Source organism: Clostridium sp. X (assembly GCF_055755365.1).
Map to the genome: position 1 here is coordinate 2,588,486 of NZ_CM146912.1, position 21,425 is coordinate 2,609,910.

At 30.0% G+C, this 21,425-nt stretch carries 19 protein-coding genes; all 19 read right to left on the reverse strand.

Going from position 1 to position 21,425, the window contains the following annotated elements; genetic code table 11:
* Nucleotides 1-78 precede the first annotated feature (78 nt).
* Complete coding sequence (gene purB, locus ACX0KU_RS13085) at nt 79-1,512, reverse strand: adenylosuccinate lyase (protein ID WP_472990418.1); 1,434 nt, start codon at nt 1,510-1,512, stop codon at nt 79-81.
* 187 nt (nt 1,513-1,699) lie between these two features.
* Nucleotides 1,700-1,957: an HPr family phosphocarrier protein gene (locus ACX0KU_RS13090; protein ID WP_472990419.1), complete on the reverse strand. Its 258-nt coding sequence runs from the start codon at nt 1,955-1,957 to the stop codon at nt 1,700-1,702.
* 87 nt (nt 1,958-2,044) lie between these two features.
* On the reverse strand, nt 2,045-3,238 hold the full coding sequence (locus tag ACX0KU_RS13095; protein WP_472990420.1) for a pyridoxal phosphate-dependent aminotransferase: 1,194 nt from the start codon (nt 3,236-3,238) through the stop codon (nt 2,045-2,047).
* A 130-nt stretch (nt 3,239-3,368) separates the two neighbouring features.
* Nucleotides 3,369-3,629 carry a stage V sporulation protein S gene (locus ACX0KU_RS13100; protein ID WP_472990421.1) on the reverse strand — a complete coding sequence of 87 codons (261 nt, stop codon included), beginning with the start codon at nt 3,627-3,629 and terminating at the stop codon, nt 3,369-3,371.
* 128 nt (nt 3,630-3,757) lie between these two features.
* Entirely contained in the window at nt 3,758-5,302 is a 1,545-nt protein-coding gene (gene rny / locus ACX0KU_RS13105) for a ribonuclease Y (RefSeq protein ID WP_472990422.1), read from the reverse strand.
* A gap of 254 nt (nt 5,303-5,556) precedes the next feature.
* Nucleotides 5,557-6,609: a recombinase RecA gene (gene recA, locus ACX0KU_RS13110; RefSeq protein ID WP_472990423.1), complete on the reverse strand. Its 1,053-nt coding sequence runs from the start codon at nt 6,607-6,609 to the stop codon at nt 5,557-5,559.
* Nucleotides 6,610-6,770: 161 nt separating this feature from the next.
* Nucleotides 6,771-7,313: a CDP-diacylglycerol--glycerol-3-phosphate 3-phosphatidyltransferase gene (gene pgsA, locus ACX0KU_RS13115; protein WP_472990424.1), complete on the reverse strand. Its 543-nt coding sequence runs from the start codon at nt 7,311-7,313 to the stop codon at nt 6,771-6,773.
* On the reverse strand, nt 7,297-8,631 hold the full coding sequence (rimO, locus tag ACX0KU_RS13120) for a 30S ribosomal protein S12 methylthiotransferase RimO (RefSeq protein WP_472990425.1): 1,335 nt from the start codon (nt 8,629-8,631) through the stop codon (nt 7,297-7,299). Before rimO ends, pgsA begins: the two co-directional genes overlap by 17 nt.
* Before the next feature lie 89 nt (nt 8,632-8,720).
* Nucleotides 8,721-11,018, reverse strand: a complete 2,298-nt coding sequence (locus ACX0KU_RS13125; RefSeq protein ID WP_472990426.1) for an FtsK/SpoIIIE family DNA translocase — start codon at nt 11,016-11,018, stop codon at nt 8,721-8,723.
* An 83-nt stretch (nt 11,019-11,101) separates the two neighbouring features.
* Nucleotides 11,102-11,881 carry a ClpP family protease gene (locus ACX0KU_RS13130; RefSeq protein WP_472990427.1) on the reverse strand — a complete coding sequence of 260 codons (780 nt, stop codon included), beginning with the start codon at nt 11,879-11,881 and terminating at the stop codon, nt 11,102-11,104.
* A gap of 58 nt (nt 11,882-11,939) precedes the next feature.
* Entirely contained in the window at nt 11,940-13,142 is a 1,203-nt protein-coding gene (gene dapG, locus ACX0KU_RS13135; RefSeq protein WP_472990428.1) for an aspartate kinase, read from the reverse strand.
* A gap of 18 nt (nt 13,143-13,160) precedes the next feature.
* Nucleotides 13,161-13,436, reverse strand: coding sequence for a YlmC/YmxH family sporulation protein (locus ACX0KU_RS13140; RefSeq protein WP_472990429.1), 276 nt, complete (start codon nt 13,434-13,436; stop codon nt 13,161-13,163).
* Between the two features lie 108 nt (nt 13,437-13,544).
* On the reverse strand, nt 13,545-15,689 hold the full coding sequence (locus tag ACX0KU_RS13145; protein WP_472990430.1) for a polyribonucleotide nucleotidyltransferase: 2,145 nt from the start codon (nt 15,687-15,689) through the stop codon (nt 13,545-13,547).
* A gap of 105 nt (nt 15,690-15,794) precedes the next feature.
* A complete protein-coding gene (rpsO, locus tag ACX0KU_RS13150; RefSeq protein ID WP_472990431.1) occupies nt 15,795-16,058 on the reverse strand; it encodes a 30S ribosomal protein S15 in 264 nt (87 codons plus the stop codon).
* 133 nt (nt 16,059-16,191) lie between these two features.
* Complete coding sequence (locus ACX0KU_RS13155; protein ID WP_472990432.1) at nt 16,192-17,115, reverse strand: bifunctional riboflavin kinase/FAD synthetase; 924 nt, start codon at nt 17,113-17,115, stop codon at nt 16,192-16,194.
* A gap of 11 nt (nt 17,116-17,126) precedes the next feature.
* Nucleotides 17,127-17,996, reverse strand: coding sequence for a tRNA pseudouridine(55) synthase TruB (truB, locus tag ACX0KU_RS13160; protein WP_472990433.1), 870 nt, complete (start codon nt 17,994-17,996; stop codon nt 17,127-17,129).
* Entirely contained in the window at nt 17,996-18,955 is a 960-nt protein-coding gene (locus ACX0KU_RS13165) for a DHH family phosphoesterase (RefSeq protein WP_472990434.1), read from the reverse strand. The genes truB and ACX0KU_RS13165 overlap by 1 nt, the downstream gene beginning before the upstream one ends.
* Nucleotides 18,956-18,957: 2 nt before the next feature.
* Nucleotides 18,958-19,308 (reverse strand): 30S ribosome-binding factor RbfA, encoded by a 351-nt coding sequence (gene rbfA, locus ACX0KU_RS13170; protein ID WP_472990435.1) that lies wholly within the window; start codon nt 19,306-19,308, stop codon nt 18,958-18,960.
* 26 nt (nt 19,309-19,334) lie between these two features.
* Nucleotides 19,335-21,419, reverse strand: coding sequence for a translation initiation factor IF-2 (gene infB / locus ACX0KU_RS13175; RefSeq protein ID WP_472990436.1), 2,085 nt, complete (start codon nt 21,417-21,419; stop codon nt 19,335-19,337).
* Nucleotides 21,420-21,425: the final 6 nt, after the last annotated feature.

The window sequence follows — 21,425 nt, forward strand, 5'->3', positions numbered from 1 at the left end:
AATTTTTGCTTAAAATTAAAATCCAACAATTATGTATATATACATAATTGTTGGATAAATATACATTATAAAATATTCTTATACATTTATAGATACATCGATACCTAATATATCTTTATTTTCATCAAGAATAGGATTAATGCTATATTTTATAAATTCTTCAACTTGACCTGGAGCTCTGCCAGTGAATTTTTCAGGATTTATTATAGATAATATCTCTTCTTCGCTCATGTAAAAAGATTCATCTTTGATAATTCTTTCGATTAAATCATTGTTAAGACCCTCTTCTTTCACTCTTTTACCTGCTTCCATAGAAAGAATTCTTATTTTTTCGTGTAACTCCTGCCTATCCCCTCCTCTTTTTACGGCTTCCATAAGTATATTTTCGGTAGCCATAAAAGGAAGTTCGCTATCCACGTGGGATCTAATAACTTTTTCATATACAACCATACTTTCAGTTATATTTATATATAAATTCAGAACCCCATCTAAAGCCAAAAAGCATTCCGAAACTGATAATCTTTTATTAGCTGAATCATCTAGAGTTCTTTCAAACCATTGAGTTCCAGCAGTTATAGCAGGATTAAGAGAATTAACTATTACAAATCTACTTAAAGCACTAATTCTCTCCGATCTCATCGGATTTCTTTTATAAGCCATAGCCGATGAACCTACTTGATTCTTTTCAAAAGGCTCTTCCATTTCCTTCATGTTTTGCAATATTCTTAAGTCATTGCTGAATTTATAGGCGCTTTGAGCAACTTCTGATAGAGTATTTAATACAATAGAATCAACTTTCCTTGGATAAGTTTGCCCAGTGACTTCGTACGCCTTATCAAAACCCATCTTTTCTACTACTAAAACTTCTAATTGTTTTACTAACTCCTCGTTATCGTTAAACAACTTCATAAAACTAGCTTGAGTTCCTGTTGTTCCTTTAACCCCTCTTAACTTTAAGTTATTTATTGTAAAATCTAAGTTTTCTACATCAATTAATAAATCTTCAATCCAAAGTGTAGCTCTCTTACCAACAGTAGTAAGTTGAGCAGGTTGCAAGTGAGTAAAACCTAGTGTAGCGAGACTCTTGTATTTAATTGCAAACTTAGATAAATTACTTATTACATTTAAAATCTTTTTCTTTATTAAAACAAGAGCCTCTCTCATAACTATTAAATCTGTGTTATCGCCTACGTAGCAACTTGTTGCTCCTAAATGTATAATACCTTTAGCCTTAGGACATTGAAGTCCATATGCATATACATGACTCATAACATCATGTCTAATTTCTTTTTCTTTTTCTTCTGCATCTTCATAATTTATATTTTCTATGTTCGTTTTTAATTCATATATCTGTTCGTCAGATATATCTAATCCTAATTCTTTCTCACTCTCAGCTAAAGCTACCCAAAGTTTGCGCCAAGTTTTAAATTTCATTTCTTCTGAAAATAAATAAGACATCTCTTTAGAAGAATATCTACTATTTAGCGGTGAATTATAAGTATTTTTTTTCATAGTAAACCTCCATACATATGTTATGCATATTTTTAATATATTTATTCATATTATAACATATATTAATCATGTTGATAAGTCATTCGTTCGTTAATTATAATACTTATATAGTTTCTGCAATTTTTTTAATTAATATTATAAAGTAAAATTAGGCTAATAAATAAAGGGCTTTTAAGCCCTTTATTTATTAGCCTAGAGATTCGATTAATTTAATCATTTCTTCAGCAGCTAAAGCTTCATCATCGCCGGAAGTAATTATAGTAACAGTAGAATCCTTAGTTACTCCAAGGGAAAGAACGCCTATCAAGCTTTTAACATTTGCTTTTTTATCTTTATATTCCATCTGGATATCAGACTTAAAGGAAGAAGCCTTTTTTACTAGAGTTGTTGCCGGACGTGCATGTAGCCCTGTTGATGCTTTAACAATAGCTTCTTTTTTAATCACATCGTTCACCTCTTTAAAATATATTTTATTAATAATCGCAATACTATTTTTATTTAAGATAACTTTAAATTTAATATTACTCTAAAACTATTTGAATTTAGATATAAAACCTTCAATTCTATTTAAGCCTTCAGTAATTTTTTCCATAGAGGTAGCATAAGATAATCTTACATATTCATCTAATCCGAAAGCGATACCCGGAATAACCGCCACCTTTTCTATCTCTAGTAGTAATTCTGAAAATTCCAGGGAATTGGTTGGTGATTTGTCAGCTATAGTTTTACCAAATAAGGCAGAAACATTCATCATAATATAAAAAGCTCCTTCGGCATTTATACATGATAACGAATCTATGGAGTCTATTCTAGAAATCATATAATCTCTTCTAGATTCAAATTGTTTAATCATTTGGTGTAATTCATCTTGAGAACCACTTAATGCTTCTAATGCTGCATATTGAGAGATAGATGTAGGGTTAGATGTTGTATGACTTTGAATGCTAGACATTAATTTTATAACCTCTATTGGTCCGGCTGCATATCCTATTCTCCACCCAGTCATTGCATATGATTTAGAAACTCCATTAATAACAATTGTTCTTTTATATGCATCTTCGCTTAAGCTAGCGATACTAATATGTTGTTTAGAACCATATATTAATTTTTCATATATTTCATCTGATATTATTATCAAATCATGTTTTTGACAAAATTCAGCTATCATTAACAACTCGGTTTTATCGTAAACAGCACCAGTTGGATTGTTAGGACTGTTTATAATGATAGCTTTAGTTTTCGAACTAACAGCTTTTTCTAAAGAATCTAAACTATACTTAAAATTCATTTCTTTTTTAGTGTCTACAATTACAGGAACACCATAGGAAAGTTTTATTAATTCAGGATAACTAACCCAATAAGGCATCGGAATTAAAACCTCATCCCCAGGATTAATTATAGCTTCAAAAACATCAGCTAAACATTGTTTTGCACCTGTAGAAACAATTATTTGCTCTGGTAAATATTCTAAATCATTATCCATCTTAAATTTATTAACGATAGCATGTTTCAATTCATTTATTCCTGACGCTGGAGTGTATCTTGTTAATCCACTTTCTATTGCTTTAGTAGCCGCCGATTGAATATGTTTAGGTGTATCAAAGTCAGGTTCGCCAGCTCCGAAACTAACAATATCTATTCCTTCTGATGACATTTGCTTTGCTTTAGCAGTAATAGCCAAGGTTAAAGAAGGTGTAATCTGTTTTGCTTTTTGTGATAATATCATTGCTTTACCTCCATTGATAAATTTATTTTATCTGATTTTATTTTATGCATATTTTATTTAATTATATATAATATAAAGAGCTTGATTCTATATTCAAGCCCTTTATATTTATAATATTAGAATTATATTATTATTTTGGCTGAATGATCAATTTTATAGCTGTCCTTTCTTCACCTTCAATTAGTACATCAGTAAATGCAGGAATACATATTAAATCTATACCGCTTGGAGCGACAAATCCTCTAGCGATAGCAATAGCTTTAACTGCCTGGTTTAAGGCACCTGCACCTATGGCCTGAATTTCTGCATTGCCTATTTCTCTTATAACACCAGCTAATGCCCCTGCTACAGAATTCGGATTTGATTTTGCTGAAACCTTCAATAATTCCATAATTAACCTCCTAGTTATTCCTCATTGCTATCTTGTTATGAAATATAGTGTTTTATTACTATATTCTACAAAAAAATCAAAAATCCTTTTATATCTTGTAAAATATAAAGGGATTTTGATTTCTAATTTTATTTAGCATATTCTATAGATCTAGTTTCTCTTATAATATTAATTTTAATTTGACCTGGATATTCTAATTCTTTTTCTATTGTTTTAACAATATCTCTTGCCATTTGAATACATCCAAGATCATCAACAATCTCTGGTTTAACCATAATCCTAACTTCTCTTCCGGCTTGTATAGCGTATGACTTCTCTACACCCTCATAAGAGTTGGCTATTTCTTCAAGTTTTTCTAATCGCTTAATGTACGCTTCTAAAGTTTCTCTTCTTGCACCCGGTCTCGCTGCTGAAATAGCATCTGCCGCTTGAACAAGTATAGACTCGATTGATTCAAATTCAACATCGCCGTGATGAGCGGCAATAGCATTGACTATTATCGGTGATTCGTGGTATTTTTTAGCCATTTCTGCACCAAGTAAAGCGTGAGGTCCTTCCATTTCATGATCTATAGCTTTACCTATATCATGAAGTAATCCTGCTCTTTTTGCTAGAGTTGGATCGATTCCCAACTCAGAAGCCATTAATCCAGCTAAATAAGCAACTTCTATAGAATGTTTTAAAATATTCTGACCATAACTCGTACGATACTTTAATCTTCCTAAAAGTTTTATCAATTCTTGGTGAAGACCATGAACTCCGGTCTCGAAAGTTGCTTGTTCGCCTTCTTCTTTAATATCGTTTTCAACTTCTTTTTTAGCTTTTTCTACCATTTCTTCAATTCTTGCAGGATGAATTCTTCCATCAATTATAAGTTTTTCAAGCGCTATTCTAGCAACCTGTCTTCTAATTGGATCAAATCCAGATAAAATTACAGCTTCTGGTGTATCATCAATAATAAGATCTACTCCAGTTAAAGTTTCTAAAGCTCTTATGTTTCTACCTTCTCTACCGATTATTCTACCTTTCATCTCATCATTAGGTAGTGAAACTACATAAACAGTACTTTCAGCAACATGATCAGCAGCGCATCTTTGAATAGCACATGATATAATTTCTCTTGCTTTTTTATCAGCTTCTTCCTTAGCTTTGTTTTCCATTTCTTTTACCATTACTGCAATATCATGCTTAACTTCTTTTCTTGTTTCCTCTAGCAATAATCGACGTGCTTCTTCAGATGATAAATTTGATAATCTTTCAAGCTCTTGTCTTTGCTTTTCGAAAAGTTCGTCTATTCCCGCTTCTTTTTCACTTACATCTTGGTATTTTTTATTAAGAGCATCTTCTTTCTTTTCAATTGCCTCACTTTTCTTGTCAAGTAGTTCTTCGCGTTGAATAATTCTTCTTTCGAGTCTTTGAATTTCATTTCTTCTTTCTCTTGATTCTTTTTCAAAATCGTTTCTTAGTTTGTGTACTTCTTCTTTTGCCTCTAAAATGGCTTCCTTCTTTAATGACTCCGCACCTTTCTCAGCATCTTCAATTGTTTGTTTTGCTTTAATTTCAGCATCTGAAATCTTTGCTTGAGAAATATTTTTTCTAACATATATAATCACAAATATTGATATTAAAACTACAACTAATATTAAAAAAGGTACTATGAAGTTATCTGGCAAATTAACACCTCCTTACATTATTCTTTTTAGAATTTGTAATTAAGCGTCATTTAAGTTTAGAAAAATTTTATATTTACTTATATTTTAATAATGTACATGTTAAACCAGTATTTGTATTAATTTTATATTATTTTTAATTTCGTGTCAAGTTTATGAAAAAAATGCTGCTAATTTTATTTAAAATTATAACGTAGTATTTACTTAAATTGTTATAAGTTAAGTAAATACTACGTTCAATATCTTAATGACCATTTTTATTTTATAGTTTCAACACTATTCTCAATAGAGGCTACTTCTTTAGATTTTATTATATCTCTTATCGGTAAGTCAAATTTAGCTCTTATTTGATTTTCTATTTCTAATAAAATCTGTGGATTCTCTTTTAAAAATTGTTTGGCATTCTCTCTGCCTTGTCCTAATCGGGTGTCTTTATAAGAAAACCAAGATCCACTTTTCTGTACAATTTCATTGTCAACACCTACATCTAGAACATTACCTTCAGTAGATATTCCACTTCCGTACATTATATCAAATTCTGCTTGTTTAAATGGAGGTGATACTTTGTTTTTAACAACCTTAATTCTTGTTCTATTACCTAAGAATTCATCTCCTTGTTTAATGGAATCAATCTTTCTAACATCTAATCGTACAGAGGCATAGAATTTTAGAGCTCTTCCTCCAGGAGTTGTTTCAGGGCTTCCAAACATTACTCCTACTTTCTCTCTTAATTGATTAATAAATATTGTAGAACATCTAGATTTGTTTATAGATCCTGTTAATTTTCTAAGTGCTTGAGACATAAGTCTTGCCTGAAGACCCACATGAGAATCACCCATTTCTCCTTCGATTTCTGCCTTAGGAACTAAAGCAGCAACCGAGTCTACTACTATTACATCAACCGCTCCAGATCTAACCAATGCTTCACAAATCTCTAAAGCTTGTTCTCCGGTATCTGGTTGAGATACTATTAGATTATCTATATCTACACCTAATGCTTTAGCATATACAGGATCTAAAGCATGTTCTGCATCTATAAAAGCTGCTGTTCCACCATCTTTTTGAGCTTCAGCTATTATGTGTAGAGCTACAGTTGTTTTACCAGAAGATTCTGGTCCGTATATTTCAACAACTCTTCCTCTAGGAATTCCCCCTATACCTAATGCTATATCAAGAGACAAACTACCAGTAGAAACTGCCTCTACATTAAGTATTGGATTTTCTCCAAGTTTCATTACAGAACCTTTTCCAAATTGTTTCTCAATTTGATTTAAAGCTGCTTGTAAAGCTTTTAACTTTTCATTATTCATATTATTATCCCCTAAGGGTTCACTCTCCTTCCAAAATCGAACGTTTGTTCTATTTAAAATTATACACTATATTTAGATTAAGGTCAATATAACATACTAAAAGTTCCTAGTATTTATTTACAGGAACTTTTAATGATTATATCCTTTTTTATCAATCCTAATCAGACATTTGTGCTTAATGCTTTTTTATTTTTTATAAAATAATCAATCCCGGAAATTAGTGTTGCTGTTGTTGCAGCAATCAATGAAATATATGCAATATGTTCGATATATACTGATTTATAAAACAAGGTAATTAAGTAAGATATTATAGTAACCATTTGTGTAACAGTTTTTATCTTTCCCCACCAACTAGCCGCAATAACTACTCCTTCTGAGGCTGCTATGGATCTTAAGCCAGTAACAGCAAATTCTCTCCCTATTATTATCATAACTATCCAAGCAGGGATAATATTATACTGTACAAGAGCTACCAAAGCTGATGCTACCAATAGTTTGTCAGCTAATGGATCCATAAATTTACCAAATCTAGTTACTTGATTTCTTCTTCTCGCAATATAACCATCTAACTGATCTGTAATAGCTGCTACTATAAATATTAAAGTAGATATAGCCATGGTTATTGGTGTATTAAAAGATATAAATACTAAAAATATTGGTACTAAAGCTATCCTTAATAGTGTAAGTTTATTGGCAAGATTCATTACAAACAACTCCTATTAAATCGTATTCCAAGGCATCAGTTATAGTAACTTCTATAAAATCCCCTATATTTAATATTTTATCATATTTAAACAATATTTCACCATCAATTTCAGGGGACATTTCATAACTTCTTCCATAATAGTAATCATTATCGATACCTTCAACTATAACTTTATAATTTCTTCCAATCTTATTTTTATTTTTTTCCATAGAAATTTGTTGTTGTATGAGCATTATTTCTTCTAAACGTCTTTCTTTTATTTGTTCATTTATTTGATTATCCATCTTAGCTGCAGGAGTATCTTCTTCCTGAGAGTATTTAAATACTCCTAATTTATCAAATTTAATATACTTTACAAACTCTTTTAACTCATTAAACTCTTCATCTGTTTCTCCTGGAAACCCTACAATTAAAGATGTACGCAAACATATGTCTTTAATGCTATTTCTTATTTTACTTATATTATTTAATATTAATTGTTTATTTGATTTTCTATTCATTCTTTTAAGTACACTGTCACTTATGTGTTGTATAGGAATGTCTAAATAATTACAAACTTTAGGATTATTTGCAACCTCCTGTATAAATTCATCTGTAATCTCCTCCGGATAGCAATACATTACTCTTATCCACTGAATACCACTGATTAAAGATACTTTATGTATTAATTCGTGTAATTTATTTTCATTATATATATCTGTTCCATATACAGAAGTGTCTTGAGCTACTAATACTAATTCTTTTACTCCCATTGATGCCAGTTCTTTAGCTTCATTAATAATACTTTCTATACTTCTACTTCTATATTTTCCTCTTATTTTAGGAATGATACAATAAGTACAAAGATTATCACATCCCTCAGAAATTCTTATATATGCTAAATGACCTTGGGTAGTTAAGATTCTTTTTCCTTCATTTATAGATAAATCACTATAATCGCACTTGCAAGCTTTACTATCATTATTTAAAAAATCATCAATATATTTTTGAATGTTTCCATAATCGTTAACTCCTAATAAAATATCAATTTCAGGAATTAATTCGTATAGTTCATCAGAATATCGTTGAGTTAAACATCCTGTAGCAATAATCATTTTACAGTTCTTTTTTTTATATTGTGACATCTCAAGAATTGTATCTACAGATTCTTGTTTTGCACTCTCGATAAAGCCACAGGTATTAACTATAATTATATCTGCTTCATTTGGATTTTTAACTATTTCATTTTTTTCTACCAAATTACCCAAAAGCAATTCAGAATCAATTCTATTTTTGTCACAACCTAAACTCACTAATCCAACTTTATATGTAGTCACTAAAGCTCCTCCTTAATTGTTAAACATTTATATGCTAAAGTTATTTTAAAACTATTATAACATTTTAACAAGTAGTATTATTAAATAATCTAATTATTACTAGATAAAGACTCGTTTTCTAATAATACTTGCCTCGGTTTACTTCCATTTCTTCCTGAAATTACTCCTTTTGCTTCTAGTTCTTCGATTAATCGAGCAGCTCTATTATACCCTATTCTTAGTTTCCTTTGTAAAAGAGAAGTAGATGCTTGACCAGATTCAACAACTATTTGAATTGCTTCATCTAATAATTCATCACCATCTGATTCTTTTTTCTCTAAAACAGTATTGATCTCATCTAAAATATTTTCTTCATAAACAATTTCATTTTTTTGTAATTTTATAAAGCTTACTATTTTTTCAACTTCTTCTTCTGAAATAAATGCTCCTTGAATTCTAATAGGCTTAGATTCACCTACAGGATAAAAGAGCATATCTCCTTTTCCAAGTAATTTCTCAGCACCTGCAGAATCAATTATAGTTCGTGAGTCAATTTGACTCGAAACTGAGAAAGCAATTCTTGATGGGATATTAGCTTTAATCACACCAGTTATTACGTCAACAGAAGGTCGTTGAGTTGCAATAACTAAATGCATCCCTGCAGCTCTAGCCATTTGAGCTAGTCTTGCTATGTACTCCTCTACCTCTCCAGGACAAATCATCATTAAATCAGCTAGTTCATCAATTACTATAACTATCCAAGGTATTTTGCTATCAATTTTTCCTTTATTGAAAAGTTCATTATATCCCTCGATATTTCGTACATTATTTTCAGCGAATAAATTATATCTTCTTGTCATCTCTGTAACGGCCCAATTTAATGCTCCAGCAGCCTTTTTAGGATTGGTAACTACAGGCACCAATAGATGAGGTATTTCATTATATACATTTAATTCTACTACCTTAGGATCTACTAAGAGCAATTTTACATCTTCCGGAGAGTATTTATATAATATACTTACTATTAAAGTATTAATACACACACTTTTTCCTGAACCAGTAGCTCCAGCTATTAGTAAATGAGGCATTTTAGATAAGTCTGCTACTATACAATTACCCCCTATATCTTTTCCGATAGCAAAAGCGATATTTTTATTAAAGTTTATAAATTCTTCAGATTCTATTACTTCCCTCAAATATACAGATGAAACTATGCTATTAGGAACTTCTATTCCAACAGCACTCTTACCAGGTATTGGTGCTTCAATTCTTATTGAAGATGCAGCTAAACTTAATGCAATATCGTCAGATAAATGAGTTATCTTACTAACTTTTACCCCAGCACTAGGTTGAAGTTCAAATCGGGTTACAGATGGACCCTTTGTTACTTGTATAACTTTTGCATCTACCCCAAAGCTATTTAAAGTCTCTTCTAATTTTGAAGCACTGCTAATTAAATCTTTTTTACTATTTTTTGTTGTGCTAGCTGTATGGTTATGATTTATTAAATCAATTGGTGGATATATGTATTGGAACTTGTCCTTAGAATATTCTTCATTTATTCTAGTATTTAACTCTTCATTGATATCTTCTATAGCAATTTCCTTATTTTCATATTGGGAGGTATTTGTTTTATTTGATACAGTCATTTTTTTATGTTCTGCTTGATGGTCAAAAACTTTAATGTCATTTTCTTTCTTTAAATCATCAGTTAATTGGTCATTGCTTTCATTAGATTTCATAAATTTAATAACTTTAATTTTATCGTTTATATTTTTTATAAATGACTCTTGATTTCTCTTGTTATCATCTGAAGTCTTTAAATCATTTTTATCAATAATTTCCGAATCCCCTTTTGATTTAAAAAAGCTTATGAAATCATTAATAGTTATTTGTAACATTAAAATAATAGATATTACGTATATAGCAGTAAAAATTATATAAGCACCCGTATTTCCGAACAAAGTGTAAATTGGGACATCTATTAAATAAGACAAGATTCCTCCATGAGTAATTTTATCTTGATAATATATTTTCTTTATTCCTTCTATTAAGTTGTTGCTAACATAATAATTTTCTAAAGTTAGCATTTGAATAAATGTAAGTGAATTTATTAAAAAGAAAAGTATTCCATAGAATCTTCTATTAAAAGTCATTTTCCCATTTGTGATTATGTAAGTTACTCCAACAAAGATAATTATAAAAGGAAAAAAATAAGACCCTATCCCCATAAGTGCAAGGAACATCTTTTTTATAGTCTTACCTATTATTCCAGATGAATCAGTTAAAAATAGACTCATAAGCATTAATATTCCTAAAGTAATTAATAAAATTCCTTTTATATCACTATCAAATCCTGATTTTATATTTTTATCCTCTTTTAGTTTGCGACTTTTGTTTTTCGTCATTAGAATCACCTCTAAATTTAAAATTCTACACTAGAATTAATTATCCTTTTTTAAGTTATAAATAAAAACTAGCTATAAAATCCTTAGCTAGTTTTATTACTTTCATTTCTTTTTTCATCAATCATTTTTTCTAAGTGATTGATGGCATCACTTAGACCACCAACTTCGTTAATTAAACCATATTCAACAGCTTGTTTTCCAATTAAAATAGTACCCATATCATTTAATAATTCATCTGTTTGTAGCATCAATTTTCTCAAAGTTTCTTTTGGCGTTTTAGATGTACGACAAATAAATTCTACAATTCGTTCTTGCATTTTATTAAAGTATTCAAAGGCTTGAGGAACACCTAATACTAATCCATTCATTCTTATTGGATGAACTATCATAGTTGCTGAAGGAGATATAAATGAGTAATCAGCACTTGTTGCAAGAGGAACACCAATTGAATGGCCACCTCCAATAACTAAAGATACAGTAGGTTTACTTAAACTATGTATCATTTCTGCAATAGCAAGACCAGCTTCCACGTCTCCACCTACAGTATTTAATATAATTAGAACACCTTCTACTGATTTATTAGTCTCTATAGAAACTAACTGAGGTATTACATGTTCATATTTTGTTGCCTTAGACTGAGGTGGTAATACTGAGTGTCCTTCTATTTGACCTATTATAGGTAGTATTTGGAACCTTTGTGCACTTTGATTTGCATCCGGAACACCAAGTTCCTTAATTGAATCAAGTTTATCTTGCTGAGCACATGATGCATTATTTCCTTGATCACTGCCTTGATCATTTTCCTCATTATTTTCTTGGTTATTCAATAGATTACTTTCATCTAATTTAGTATCATAATTCATAATTATTACCTCCTTGAATTATAGTTTCTGCTTAAGAGGCAATGACTATTCATGATACTTAAGTATTTAATTTAAATTCTTGATGTAAAGCTTTTATAGCTGAATTAGCATGTTCGGTTTGCACCAAACACCAAATTGTAGTATGAGAATCAGCAGTTTGTAGAACATTTATTCTATCCTTTATTAAAGCTTTAAGTATTTTAGCCATAATTCCAGGGATTCCTCTCATTCTTGATCCAATAATAGATATTCGACTACAATTTTCAATATAAGAGTATTTTAAGTTTAATTTATTCATAATTGTATTAAATACACTTAAATCCTTATTGTCAATAGTAAATATTTTTTGATTTGGAAATACATTTATTAAATCTATGCTTATTAAATTCTCTGCTAATACAACAAGAATATTATAATAGTTATCATTATCTAGATTTTCATTTACTTCAACTTTTATTTGAACTCTATTATCTATATGAGTTATTCCAGTTATAATATTTGAGGAGCTTACTTCACCAAAATTATCAATTATAGTACCATCGCAATCATTCATTGTATTTTTAATTAATAAGGGTACATTTCCCTTCATAGCTATCTCAACGGCTCTTGGATGGATAACTTTAGCTCCTTGATCCGCAAATTGAAAAACTTCATTATAGCTAATTTCTTTAATTAACTTAGCATCTTGTACAATTCTAGGGTCAGCTGTCATAATACCATCAACATCTGTATAAATTTCAATTCCTTCTGCATTTAAAGCAACTCCAAGTAAAGCTGCAGTTACATCACTTCCGCCTCTACCAAGAGTAGTAAAGAATCCTTTTTTTGTTATACCTTGAAATCCTGTAACAACAGGTACCTTGCCTTGGTTTAAAACTTCTAATATTATATTAGGGTTAACATTTTCAATTAACGCGTTATTAAAGTTATTATCAGTCTGTATTCCGGCCTGTCCACCTGTTAACGGAATAGCGTCTATTTTTTCGGTGTTTAAATCATTACAAAGAGCTACTGAACTTATTATCTCACCACAACTCATTAACAAATCGGAAGATAATGGATTGTTCATCTTAAAATCTTGAGTCAATAATGATAGTAGTGTATCAGTAGCATAGGGTTCGCCCTTTCTTCCCATAGCAGATACTACAACTACTGGATAGAAACCTAGTTCTCTAGCTTTAATTATTTTATTTATAACAAGTTTTCTTCTATTACTAGTAGATACTGATGTACCACCAAATTTTTGAACTAAAATTTTCATATTTATCTCCTTAACAAATTACTTATAAGATCTTTTTACCTGAGTTTCTTCTGCATCTACAATTATAGTTTTTGATCCTATCTTGCTGACACATTCCCAAGGTAATTCTAAATAATCATTACTTCCAAAAAAACTAAAGTGGGATTTATTGTTATTTACTATTAAGAACTTTAAATATCCATCATCGTCAATTATTATATCATTATTTAAGAGAAAATTATATTTTTCTCCGTTACTTATATTTATTATTTCATACCTTTCCATTTCGCTATAAAGTTTTGTTCTATCTTCCATAGATTAGCACCTCCTATTAACATACATCATAGATATATGTATGTTCTATATTAATTGGTTATTCTTATTAATTAATATAGAATAAAATAAAAAGGCATCTCTGCCTTTCTACTTTTCGTCAGTATTATCTTGTTGTTCTTCAACTTCTGAGTCTTTAATAGCATCTTTTCTAGAAAGATTAACTCTTCCCATAGAATCAATTTCAGTTACCTTAACTAATATTTCATCACCTACAGCTACTACATCTTCAACTTTATTTACACGTTTAACATCAAGTTTAGATATATGAACTAGGCCTTCTTTTCCAGGTAATATTTCAACAAATGCTCCAAAAGCAGCTATCTTAGTAACTCTTCCTAAATAAATCTCACCATCTTTTATTTCTCTAGTATAACCATCTATCATATCTAAAGCTTTTTTTCCAGATGCATAATCTTCAGCAGTAACAAAAACTGATCCATCATCTTTAATATCTATTTTTACTCCGGTCTCATCAATAATTTTATTTATTGTTTTACCACCAGCACCTATTACATCTTTAATTTTAGCAGGATTAATTTTCATTGTGAATACTTTTGGTGCATATAACGAAACTTCATTTCTTGGTTCGTTAATACAACTATTCATTACTTTCAAAATCTGTAGTCTAGCTTTTTTAGCATCATCTATAGATTTTCTTATGCAATAACTTGATAATCCTTCAATTTTAGTATCAACTTGTATTGCAGTTATTCCTTTTTCAGTTCCAGCAACTTTAAAATCCATATCACCAAAAAAGTCTTCTATACCTTGTATATCAGTTAAAATTTCTTCTTGAGATAAATCGTCACTTGTTACTAAGCCCATTGCTATACCAGCAGCAGGTCGTTTAATAGGTACTCCAGCATCAAGTAATGCTAATGTACTAGCACAAACACTGGCTTGAGAAGTAGACCCATTTGAGCTTAAAACTTCTGATACTAGCCTTATAGCATAAGGGAAATCTTCTTCATTTGGAATCAATGGTTCAAGAGCTTTTTCAGCTAAAGCACCATGACCTATTTCTCTTCTATTAGGACCTCTCAGAGGTCTAACTTCTCCAACACTATATGATGGGAAGTTATAGTGATGCATATAGCGTTTAGATGTTTCTTCGCTTATTCCATCTAATACTTGAACTTCACTTATAGATCCTAATGTAGCTACTGTCATTACTTGAGTTAATCCTCTTGTAAATAATCCACTTCCATGAGTTCTTGGTAAAATTGAAACTTCAGATGAAATTTTTCTTACCTCGTCAACTCCTCTGGCATCAGGTCTTCTTTTTTCATTTAATATCGCATTTCTTACAATTTCTTTCTGAATTTGATAAACTGTTTCTGATACATCTGCCATATTATCTGAATACTTTTCAACAAATTGTGCTTTTACTTGTTCTTTAACCTTACTAATAGCGTCATTTCTTAAATCTTTATCAGTGATATACATAGCTTCTTTTAGCATTTCAAAAGAGAAGTCTCTTACTTCTTTTGATATTTCAGGATTCAGCTCATATATCTTAGCTTCTGCTTTTGGTTTTCCATATTTATTCATTATTTCTTCTTGGAATAAAGCAATTTTTTGACATTCTTCAAATCCAAACATAATTGCATCATACATAGTATCTTCAGGAATTTCCTGACCACCTGCTTCAATCATCATTACTCTATCTTTAGTAGCACATACTGTTAAGTCCAATATACTTTCTTCTCTTTGCTTTGAAGTTGGATTTAGTATGAATTCGCCATTAATTAAACCTACAGCTACTGTTCCTACTGGCTTTGTAAATGGTATACTTGATAGACATAATGCTAATGAAGCACCATTCATAGCTAATATATTTGGTAAATTATCTTGTTCTACAGATACTACAGTACATACGATTTGAACATCATTTCTATATCCTTCTGGGAATAAAGGTCTTAATGGTCTATCAATTGCTCTAGCATTTAAAATAGACTTATCAGAAGGTCTACCTTCCCTCTTTATAAAGCCTCCAGGTATTTTTCCAACGGCATATAATCGTTCTTGATACTCAATACTTAATGGAAAAAAATCAATACCTTCTTTTGGTTCACTTGATGCATTGGCATTTATTAAAATTACAGTATCTCCATAGCTTATAACTAAAGCACAATCAGATAACATTCCTACCTTACCAATTTCACCTTTTAATTTTCTACCAGCTATTTTTGTCTCAAATACATTTACTTCTCTATTTTGATCATCGTTCATTAGTTTACCTCCTTTGAACATGCTATATATTACTATTATTGCCTGTTATATGCTTTTTAATGATAAATTAATTAAAATAATAGAGCGGTACTAGCCCGCTCTTAATTATTTTCTTAATTGTAGTCTTTTTATTAAAGTACGATATCTTTCAATCTCTTGATCTTTTAAGTAGTTTAAAAGACCTCTTCTTTTACCAACCATCATTAGAAGACCTCTTCTTGAGTGATGATCTTTCTTATGTTCTTTTAAATGTAAGTTTAAATGATTGATTCTTTCTGTTAGTAATGCAACTTGAACTTCTGGAGAACCTGTATCTCCTTCGTGTGTTGCATATTCTTTAATTAATTCTTCTTTTCTAGCCTTTTCCATGTAAAGCCACCTCCAAAATTGTAATCCCCTATATTCCACGAATACCGCCGGCCAGTCAGTATTCATAGGATAAGGTTCAAATGTATTATAACAAATAACCAATAGAAAGTAAATTATTTTTTAGGATAATTTGTTAATAGTTAAAAATTTGCTTTTCAGCATAACTTTTGTCTTTTTTTAATTGTTCAGTTAAATATTCAATTGAATCAAATTTCTTTTCATCTCTTATTCTTTTGTGAAAATATACTCTCACAGATTCACCATATATCTCTTTTTCAAAATTAAGTATATGTGTTTCGATACTTAATTTTTTATCATTAACTGTAGGATTATATCCAATATTAGTAATCCCCTTATACTGTTTATTATTATATTCAACTATAGTATAATAAACCCCTCCACGAGGAAGTACAAACTTTTTATCATAATCTAAATTTATTGTTGGAAATTGTATTGTCCGACCTAATTGCTTTCCTTTTATAACTTTACCTTCTAACATAAATGGTTTATCTAAAAAATAATTAGCTTTAGTTATATCACCTTCAGATATTAAGTGTCTTATCTTAGAACTACTAATAATTTCTTCATTAATTTTAACTGGTTTTACAACATGCACTTCAAAATTAAGTTTCTTACTTAGATTATATAGTAATTCCACATCTCCTAGATTCTTATATCCAAATCTATAATTAAATCCAACAACAATTCCCTTAGCGTTATAATATTTAATTATATTATAAATGAAGTCTTCAGCTGATATTTTCATAAATTTTATATTAAATTCTGCGAAATTTAATATATCTATTCCTATATTCTGAAGTAATCTACTTTTTACATCATTAGAAATAATTAATCTAGGAGCTATCTCTTCATTAATAACTGTTAATGGATGATTTTTAAAAGTAAATACCATACTCTTTGCACTATTCAGCTTAGCTAACTCTAATGTCTTATTTATAAGACTCATGTGTCCTAAATGAAGACCATCAAAACTACCTAATGCTATATAGGTTTTGTCAATCAACTTAGTATTAAAATTATCCTCATATATTAACATTTATTCAACTCCTAAAGTAATAGTTTTTCTATTTTAAGTCCAATATCATTTCTACTACCTAGTCCTAAGAAAGTATCATTCTCATTATAAATCCGGTACATAATATTTTCTTTGGCATTATTTATTAGATGTTTATTTGAAACCCTAACCCCGTTAATTAGCAATTTCTCTGCTGTAGTATTAATTACTAATTTATCAAAATTATTGAAAATTCTATCAATAGGAATTAAATACTCAATCAAGTTATCGGTACTTATACTATCAATCTCTACAGCGGTATCTTTATTAAAAATGCCACTTTGAATTCTTTCAAGATTCCACATAGTTCCACCGCAACCTATTTTATTTCCAATATCATAGCATAAACTTCTTATATATGTTCCTTTAGAACATTTAACTTGGAATGTAACAAAAGGAATATTAATATCTAATATATCAATATCATAAATAGTAATAGGCCTAGGTTCTCTAGGAATTTCAACACCTTTTCTTGCAAGTTCATATAATTTTTTACCATTTATCTTTATAGCAGAATACATAGGTGGAATCTGAAATATATCTCCAGTAAAAGATTTAATACATTTTTCTATCTCTTCTTTTTGAATATCTATGCTACTGGTATCTAATATCTTTCCTTCACGATCATAAGTATCAGTAATTACACCAAGTTTCAGTTCAGCTTTATAGACTTTATAGTCGTTCATAATAAGGTCTACGGCTTTAGTAGCTCTACCAAGGCATATTGGAAGAACTCCTGATGCTAAGGGATCTAAGGTGCCTGTATGACCTATTTTTTTAGTATTACAAACTTTTTTTAAACGTCTTATAACATCAAAAGAAGTTATTCCAACAGGTTTATATATATTTAATACTCCATCCATTACATCAACTCTTTTTCTAATTTGTTAATTAATATTTGTTCAATTTCTCTTAAAGGTTTATTAACAGAGAATCCAGCTGCTCGTGTATGTCCTCCGCCACCAAATTCTTCTGAAAGCTTTCTTACATCAATAATATTTTTAGATCTTAAGCTAACCTTTAAACCATCTTCTGATTCTTTTAGCAGTATAGTTACTTCAACTGAATCAATTTGAGTTCCAAAAATCAGTATATCAGATGTATCACCCTTGCCAATATTAAGTTCATTGAACAAGGCATCAGTAATTTTCATTATACATACTTTAGAATTCAAAACTAACCTCATATCTTCAATAACTCTACCATATAATTTTACTCTTTCAAATTGTTTGTTTTCAAAAATAATCCTATGAATTTCTGTAAAATCTATTCCAGTATCAATTAAACTCCCAGCTATCTCATGCGTTAGTTTTGTAGTATTAGAATGTCTAAAAGAACCTGTATCTGTAATTAATGATGTATATAAACAAGTTGCGATGTTTGCATCTATATATACATTCAAAAGCTTTAGTATATCAAATATTATTTCTGCAACAGCAGCTGAAGAAGTATCCACATAGTTTATATCTCCATACATATCATTTGATATATGATGATCTATATTTAGTAATATATATTCTCTATGATCTAAGTCTAGATTTGAATTTATTCTATCTATATTTCCGCAATCAAGAACAATAACAGTGTCTGTTCCTTCTAAAACAAAGTCAATATTCTTTACTATCTCATTTGAAAAAGGCATATATTCGAAAGTTTTAGGTAATGAATCCTTAGACATTACATAAGCTTCTTTTCCTAATTTTAAAAGTCCTTGAAGTAAGCCTAAGACACTTCCAAGAGAGTCGCCATCAGGTGAAGTATGACATGTAATGCCTATTTTTTTACTTTCAATTATTCTAGCAACAATACTATCTATTGTCATCCTTATTTTTTCTCCTTTAAATTAGATAAAAGACTATTTATATGCATACCTCGTTCTATACTAGTATCTAATTCAAGAATCATTTCAGGAGTATATCTTAATTGTACTCTATGCCCAATCTCCCTTCTAATAAAGCCAGCAGATCGTTTAAGAGCATCTAAACTTTCCTTTTTTGAATCTTCATTTCCAAATAAACTTACAAATACTTTAGCATATCTTAAGTCACTAGTTACCTCAACTTTAGTTACACTTACCATAGCTGTAAGTCTAGGATCACTAATATCATCACGAATTATATTGCTAATTTCCTTTTTAATTTCTTCATTGATTCTACCTATTCTGTGTTTAGCCATATAGATTCCTCCCTTATAGGATAAGCTTAAAGACTTTTACGTTTAATTTCTTCCATTGTGTAAGCTTCGATGTGATCTCCCTCTTTAATATCATTGAACTTTTCAACAGTTATACCACATTCATATCCTGTTGCCACTTCTTTTACATCATCTTTAAATCTTTTTAAAGAAGAAAGAGTTGATTCGAATATTACTATACCATCTCTAATAATTCTAACACTACTATTTCTAACTATCTTTCCATTTAATACATAACAGCCTGCAATAGTACCTACACTTGATATTTTATAAGTAAGTCTAACCTCAGCAGTTCCTAAAATAACCTCTTTAAACTCAGGATCTAACATACCAAGCATAGCTGCTTTAATATCATCAATAGCATCATATATAATTCTATAACTTCTTATATTTACGCCTTCTTTTTCAGCTAATGCTGAAGCGTTACTAGCTGGTCTTACATTGAATCCAATAATTAGTGCATTTGATGCAGTAGCTAAAGTTACATCAGTCTCAGTAATTGCTCCTACAGCTCCATGAATAACTCTTACTTTTACAGAGTCAGTAGATAATTTTTCAAGAGACTGTTTAACGGCTTCTACTGATCCTTGTACGTCAGCTTTTACAATGACATCAAGCTCTTTAACTTTTCCTTCTTGAATCTGACTATATAATTCTTCTAGCGAAACTCTATTGCTTGATTTCATATGATCTTCTCGAATTTTTTCTTTTCTACTATCAGCCATATTTCTTGCAGTTTTTTCATCTTTTACTACATTGAATCTATCACCAGCCTCCGGAACCTCTGAAAGTCCAAGAATTTCAACTGGTATAGATGGTCCTGCTGATTTTATTTTATTTCCCTTATCATCAAACATAGCTCTAATTCTACCGTAAGTTGATCCTACAATTATAGAATCTCCTACTCTAAGAGTACCATTTTGAACTAAAAGTGATGCTACAGGTCCTCTACCTTTATCTAACTTTGCTTCAATTACCGTACCCTTAGCTTTTCGATTTGGATCAGCTTTAAATTCTTCCATTTCAGCAGTTAGTAGAACCATTTCAAGAAGTTGATCAATACCTTCCTTAGTATGCGCAGATACAGGAACAGTTATAGTAGTTCCACCCCAATCTTCCGCTAATAAATTATATTCTGTCAACTCTTGTTTTACTCTATCAATATTTGCTCCAGGTTTATCGATTTTATTAATAGCCACGATTATAGGAACATTAGCTGCTTTACAGTGATTTATTGCTTCTCTAGTTTGTGGCATTATTCCATCATCTGCTGCTACTACAAGTATAACTATATCTGTAATTTGAGCTCCTCTTGCTCTCATTGTTGTAAAAGCTTCATGACCTGGTGTATCTAAGAAGGTGATCTTTTCACCATTAAGTTCAATAGTATATGCACCTATATGCTGAGTAATTCCACCTGCTTCTGTTGAAGTAACTTCTGATTTTCTTATAGAATCAAGTATGGACGTTTTACCATGATCAACATGGCCCATAACAGTTACAACAGGAGGTCTTTTTATAATATCATCACTCTCTGAGCTATCATCTTCATTTTCTTCAGCAACTCCAGAAGAATTTTTATCTTTTGTTGCAACTAACGCGCCGAATTTCTCTGCTAGTTTCTCAGCAGTACTTAAATTCAACTCTTGATTTATAGCAGCCATAACCCCCATAAACATTAATTGTTTTATAACCTCAGTAATTGGCTTCTTTAGCTTTTCTGAAAATTCTTTAACTGTTATAGTTTCATCCATTTCAATAACTATTTCTTCAGTAAATTGTTCTTCATTTTCTTCAGTTTGATTTTCAGCTTGCTTTTTGTTACCTCTTTTTTTGATTTTTACATTAAGCGCACTATTAACTTCTTCTTCATATTCATCAACTATGCTTTGTTTTGAGTTGTTTTCGGAGTCTTTACTTGCATTTTCTTCATTTTCACGAAATAATTCTTTTATAAGTTCAGAATCTTCCTCATCAAGCACACTCATATGATTTTTTACTTTAATGCTAAATTCACTTAATAAAATGTCAATTAACTCTTTACTTGATATGTTTAATTCTTTTGCTAATTCATATACTCTTGTTTTAGCCAAAACATT

Coding starts and splice junctions, on each gene's coding strand:
- ACX0KU_RS13130 (WP_472990427.1), bottom strand. CDS start 11,881: ATGAATTATGATACTAAATTAGATGAAAGTAATCTATTGAATAACCAA.
- ACX0KU_RS13165 (WP_472990434.1), bottom strand. CDS start 18,955: ATGACAATAGATAGTATTGTTGCTAGAATAATTGAAAGTAAAAAAATA.
- rbfA (WP_472990435.1), bottom strand. CDS start 19,308: ATGGCTAAACACAGAATAGGTAGAATCAATGAAGAAATTAAAAAGGAA.
- ACX0KU_RS13155 (WP_472990432.1), bottom strand. CDS start 17,115: ATGTTAATATATGAGGATAATTTTAATACTAAGTTGATTGACAAAACC.
- ACX0KU_RS13140 (WP_472990429.1), bottom strand. CDS start 13,436: ATGGAAGATAGAACAAAACTTTATAGCGAAATGGAAAGGTATGAAATA.
- ACX0KU_RS13125 (WP_472990426.1), bottom strand. CDS start 11,018: ATGACGAAAAACAAAAGTCGCAAACTAAAAGAGGATAAAAATATAAAA.
- ACX0KU_RS13100 (WP_472990421.1), bottom strand. CDS start 3,629: ATGGAATTATTGAAGGTTTCAGCAAAATCAAATCCGAATTCTGTAGCA.
- rpsO (WP_472990431.1), bottom strand. CDS start 16,058: ATGGAAAAGGCTAGAAAAGAAGAATTAATTAAAGAATATGCAACACAC.
- dapG (WP_472990428.1), bottom strand. CDS start 13,142: ATGAAAATTTTAGTTCAAAAATTTGGTGGTACATCAGTATCTACTAGT.
- pgsA (WP_472990424.1), bottom strand. CDS start 7,313: ATGAATCTTGCCAATAAACTTACACTATTAAGGATAGCTTTAGTACCA.
- truB (WP_472990433.1), bottom strand. CDS start 17,996: ATGGATGGAGTATTAAATATATATAAACCTGTTGGAATAACTTCTTTT.
- ACX0KU_RS13145 (WP_472990430.1), bottom strand. CDS start 15,689: ATGAACGATGATCAAAATAGAGAAGTAAATGTATTTGAGACAAAAATA.
- purB (WP_472990418.1), bottom strand. CDS start 1,512: ATGAAAAAAAATACTTATAATTCACCGCTAAATAGTAGATATTCTTCT.
- ACX0KU_RS13095 (WP_472990420.1), bottom strand. CDS start 3,238: ATGATATTATCACAAAAAGCAAAACAGATTACACCTTCTTTAACCTTG.
- recA (WP_472990423.1), bottom strand. CDS start 6,609: ATGAATAATGAAAAGTTAAAAGCTTTACAAGCAGCTTTAAATCAAATT.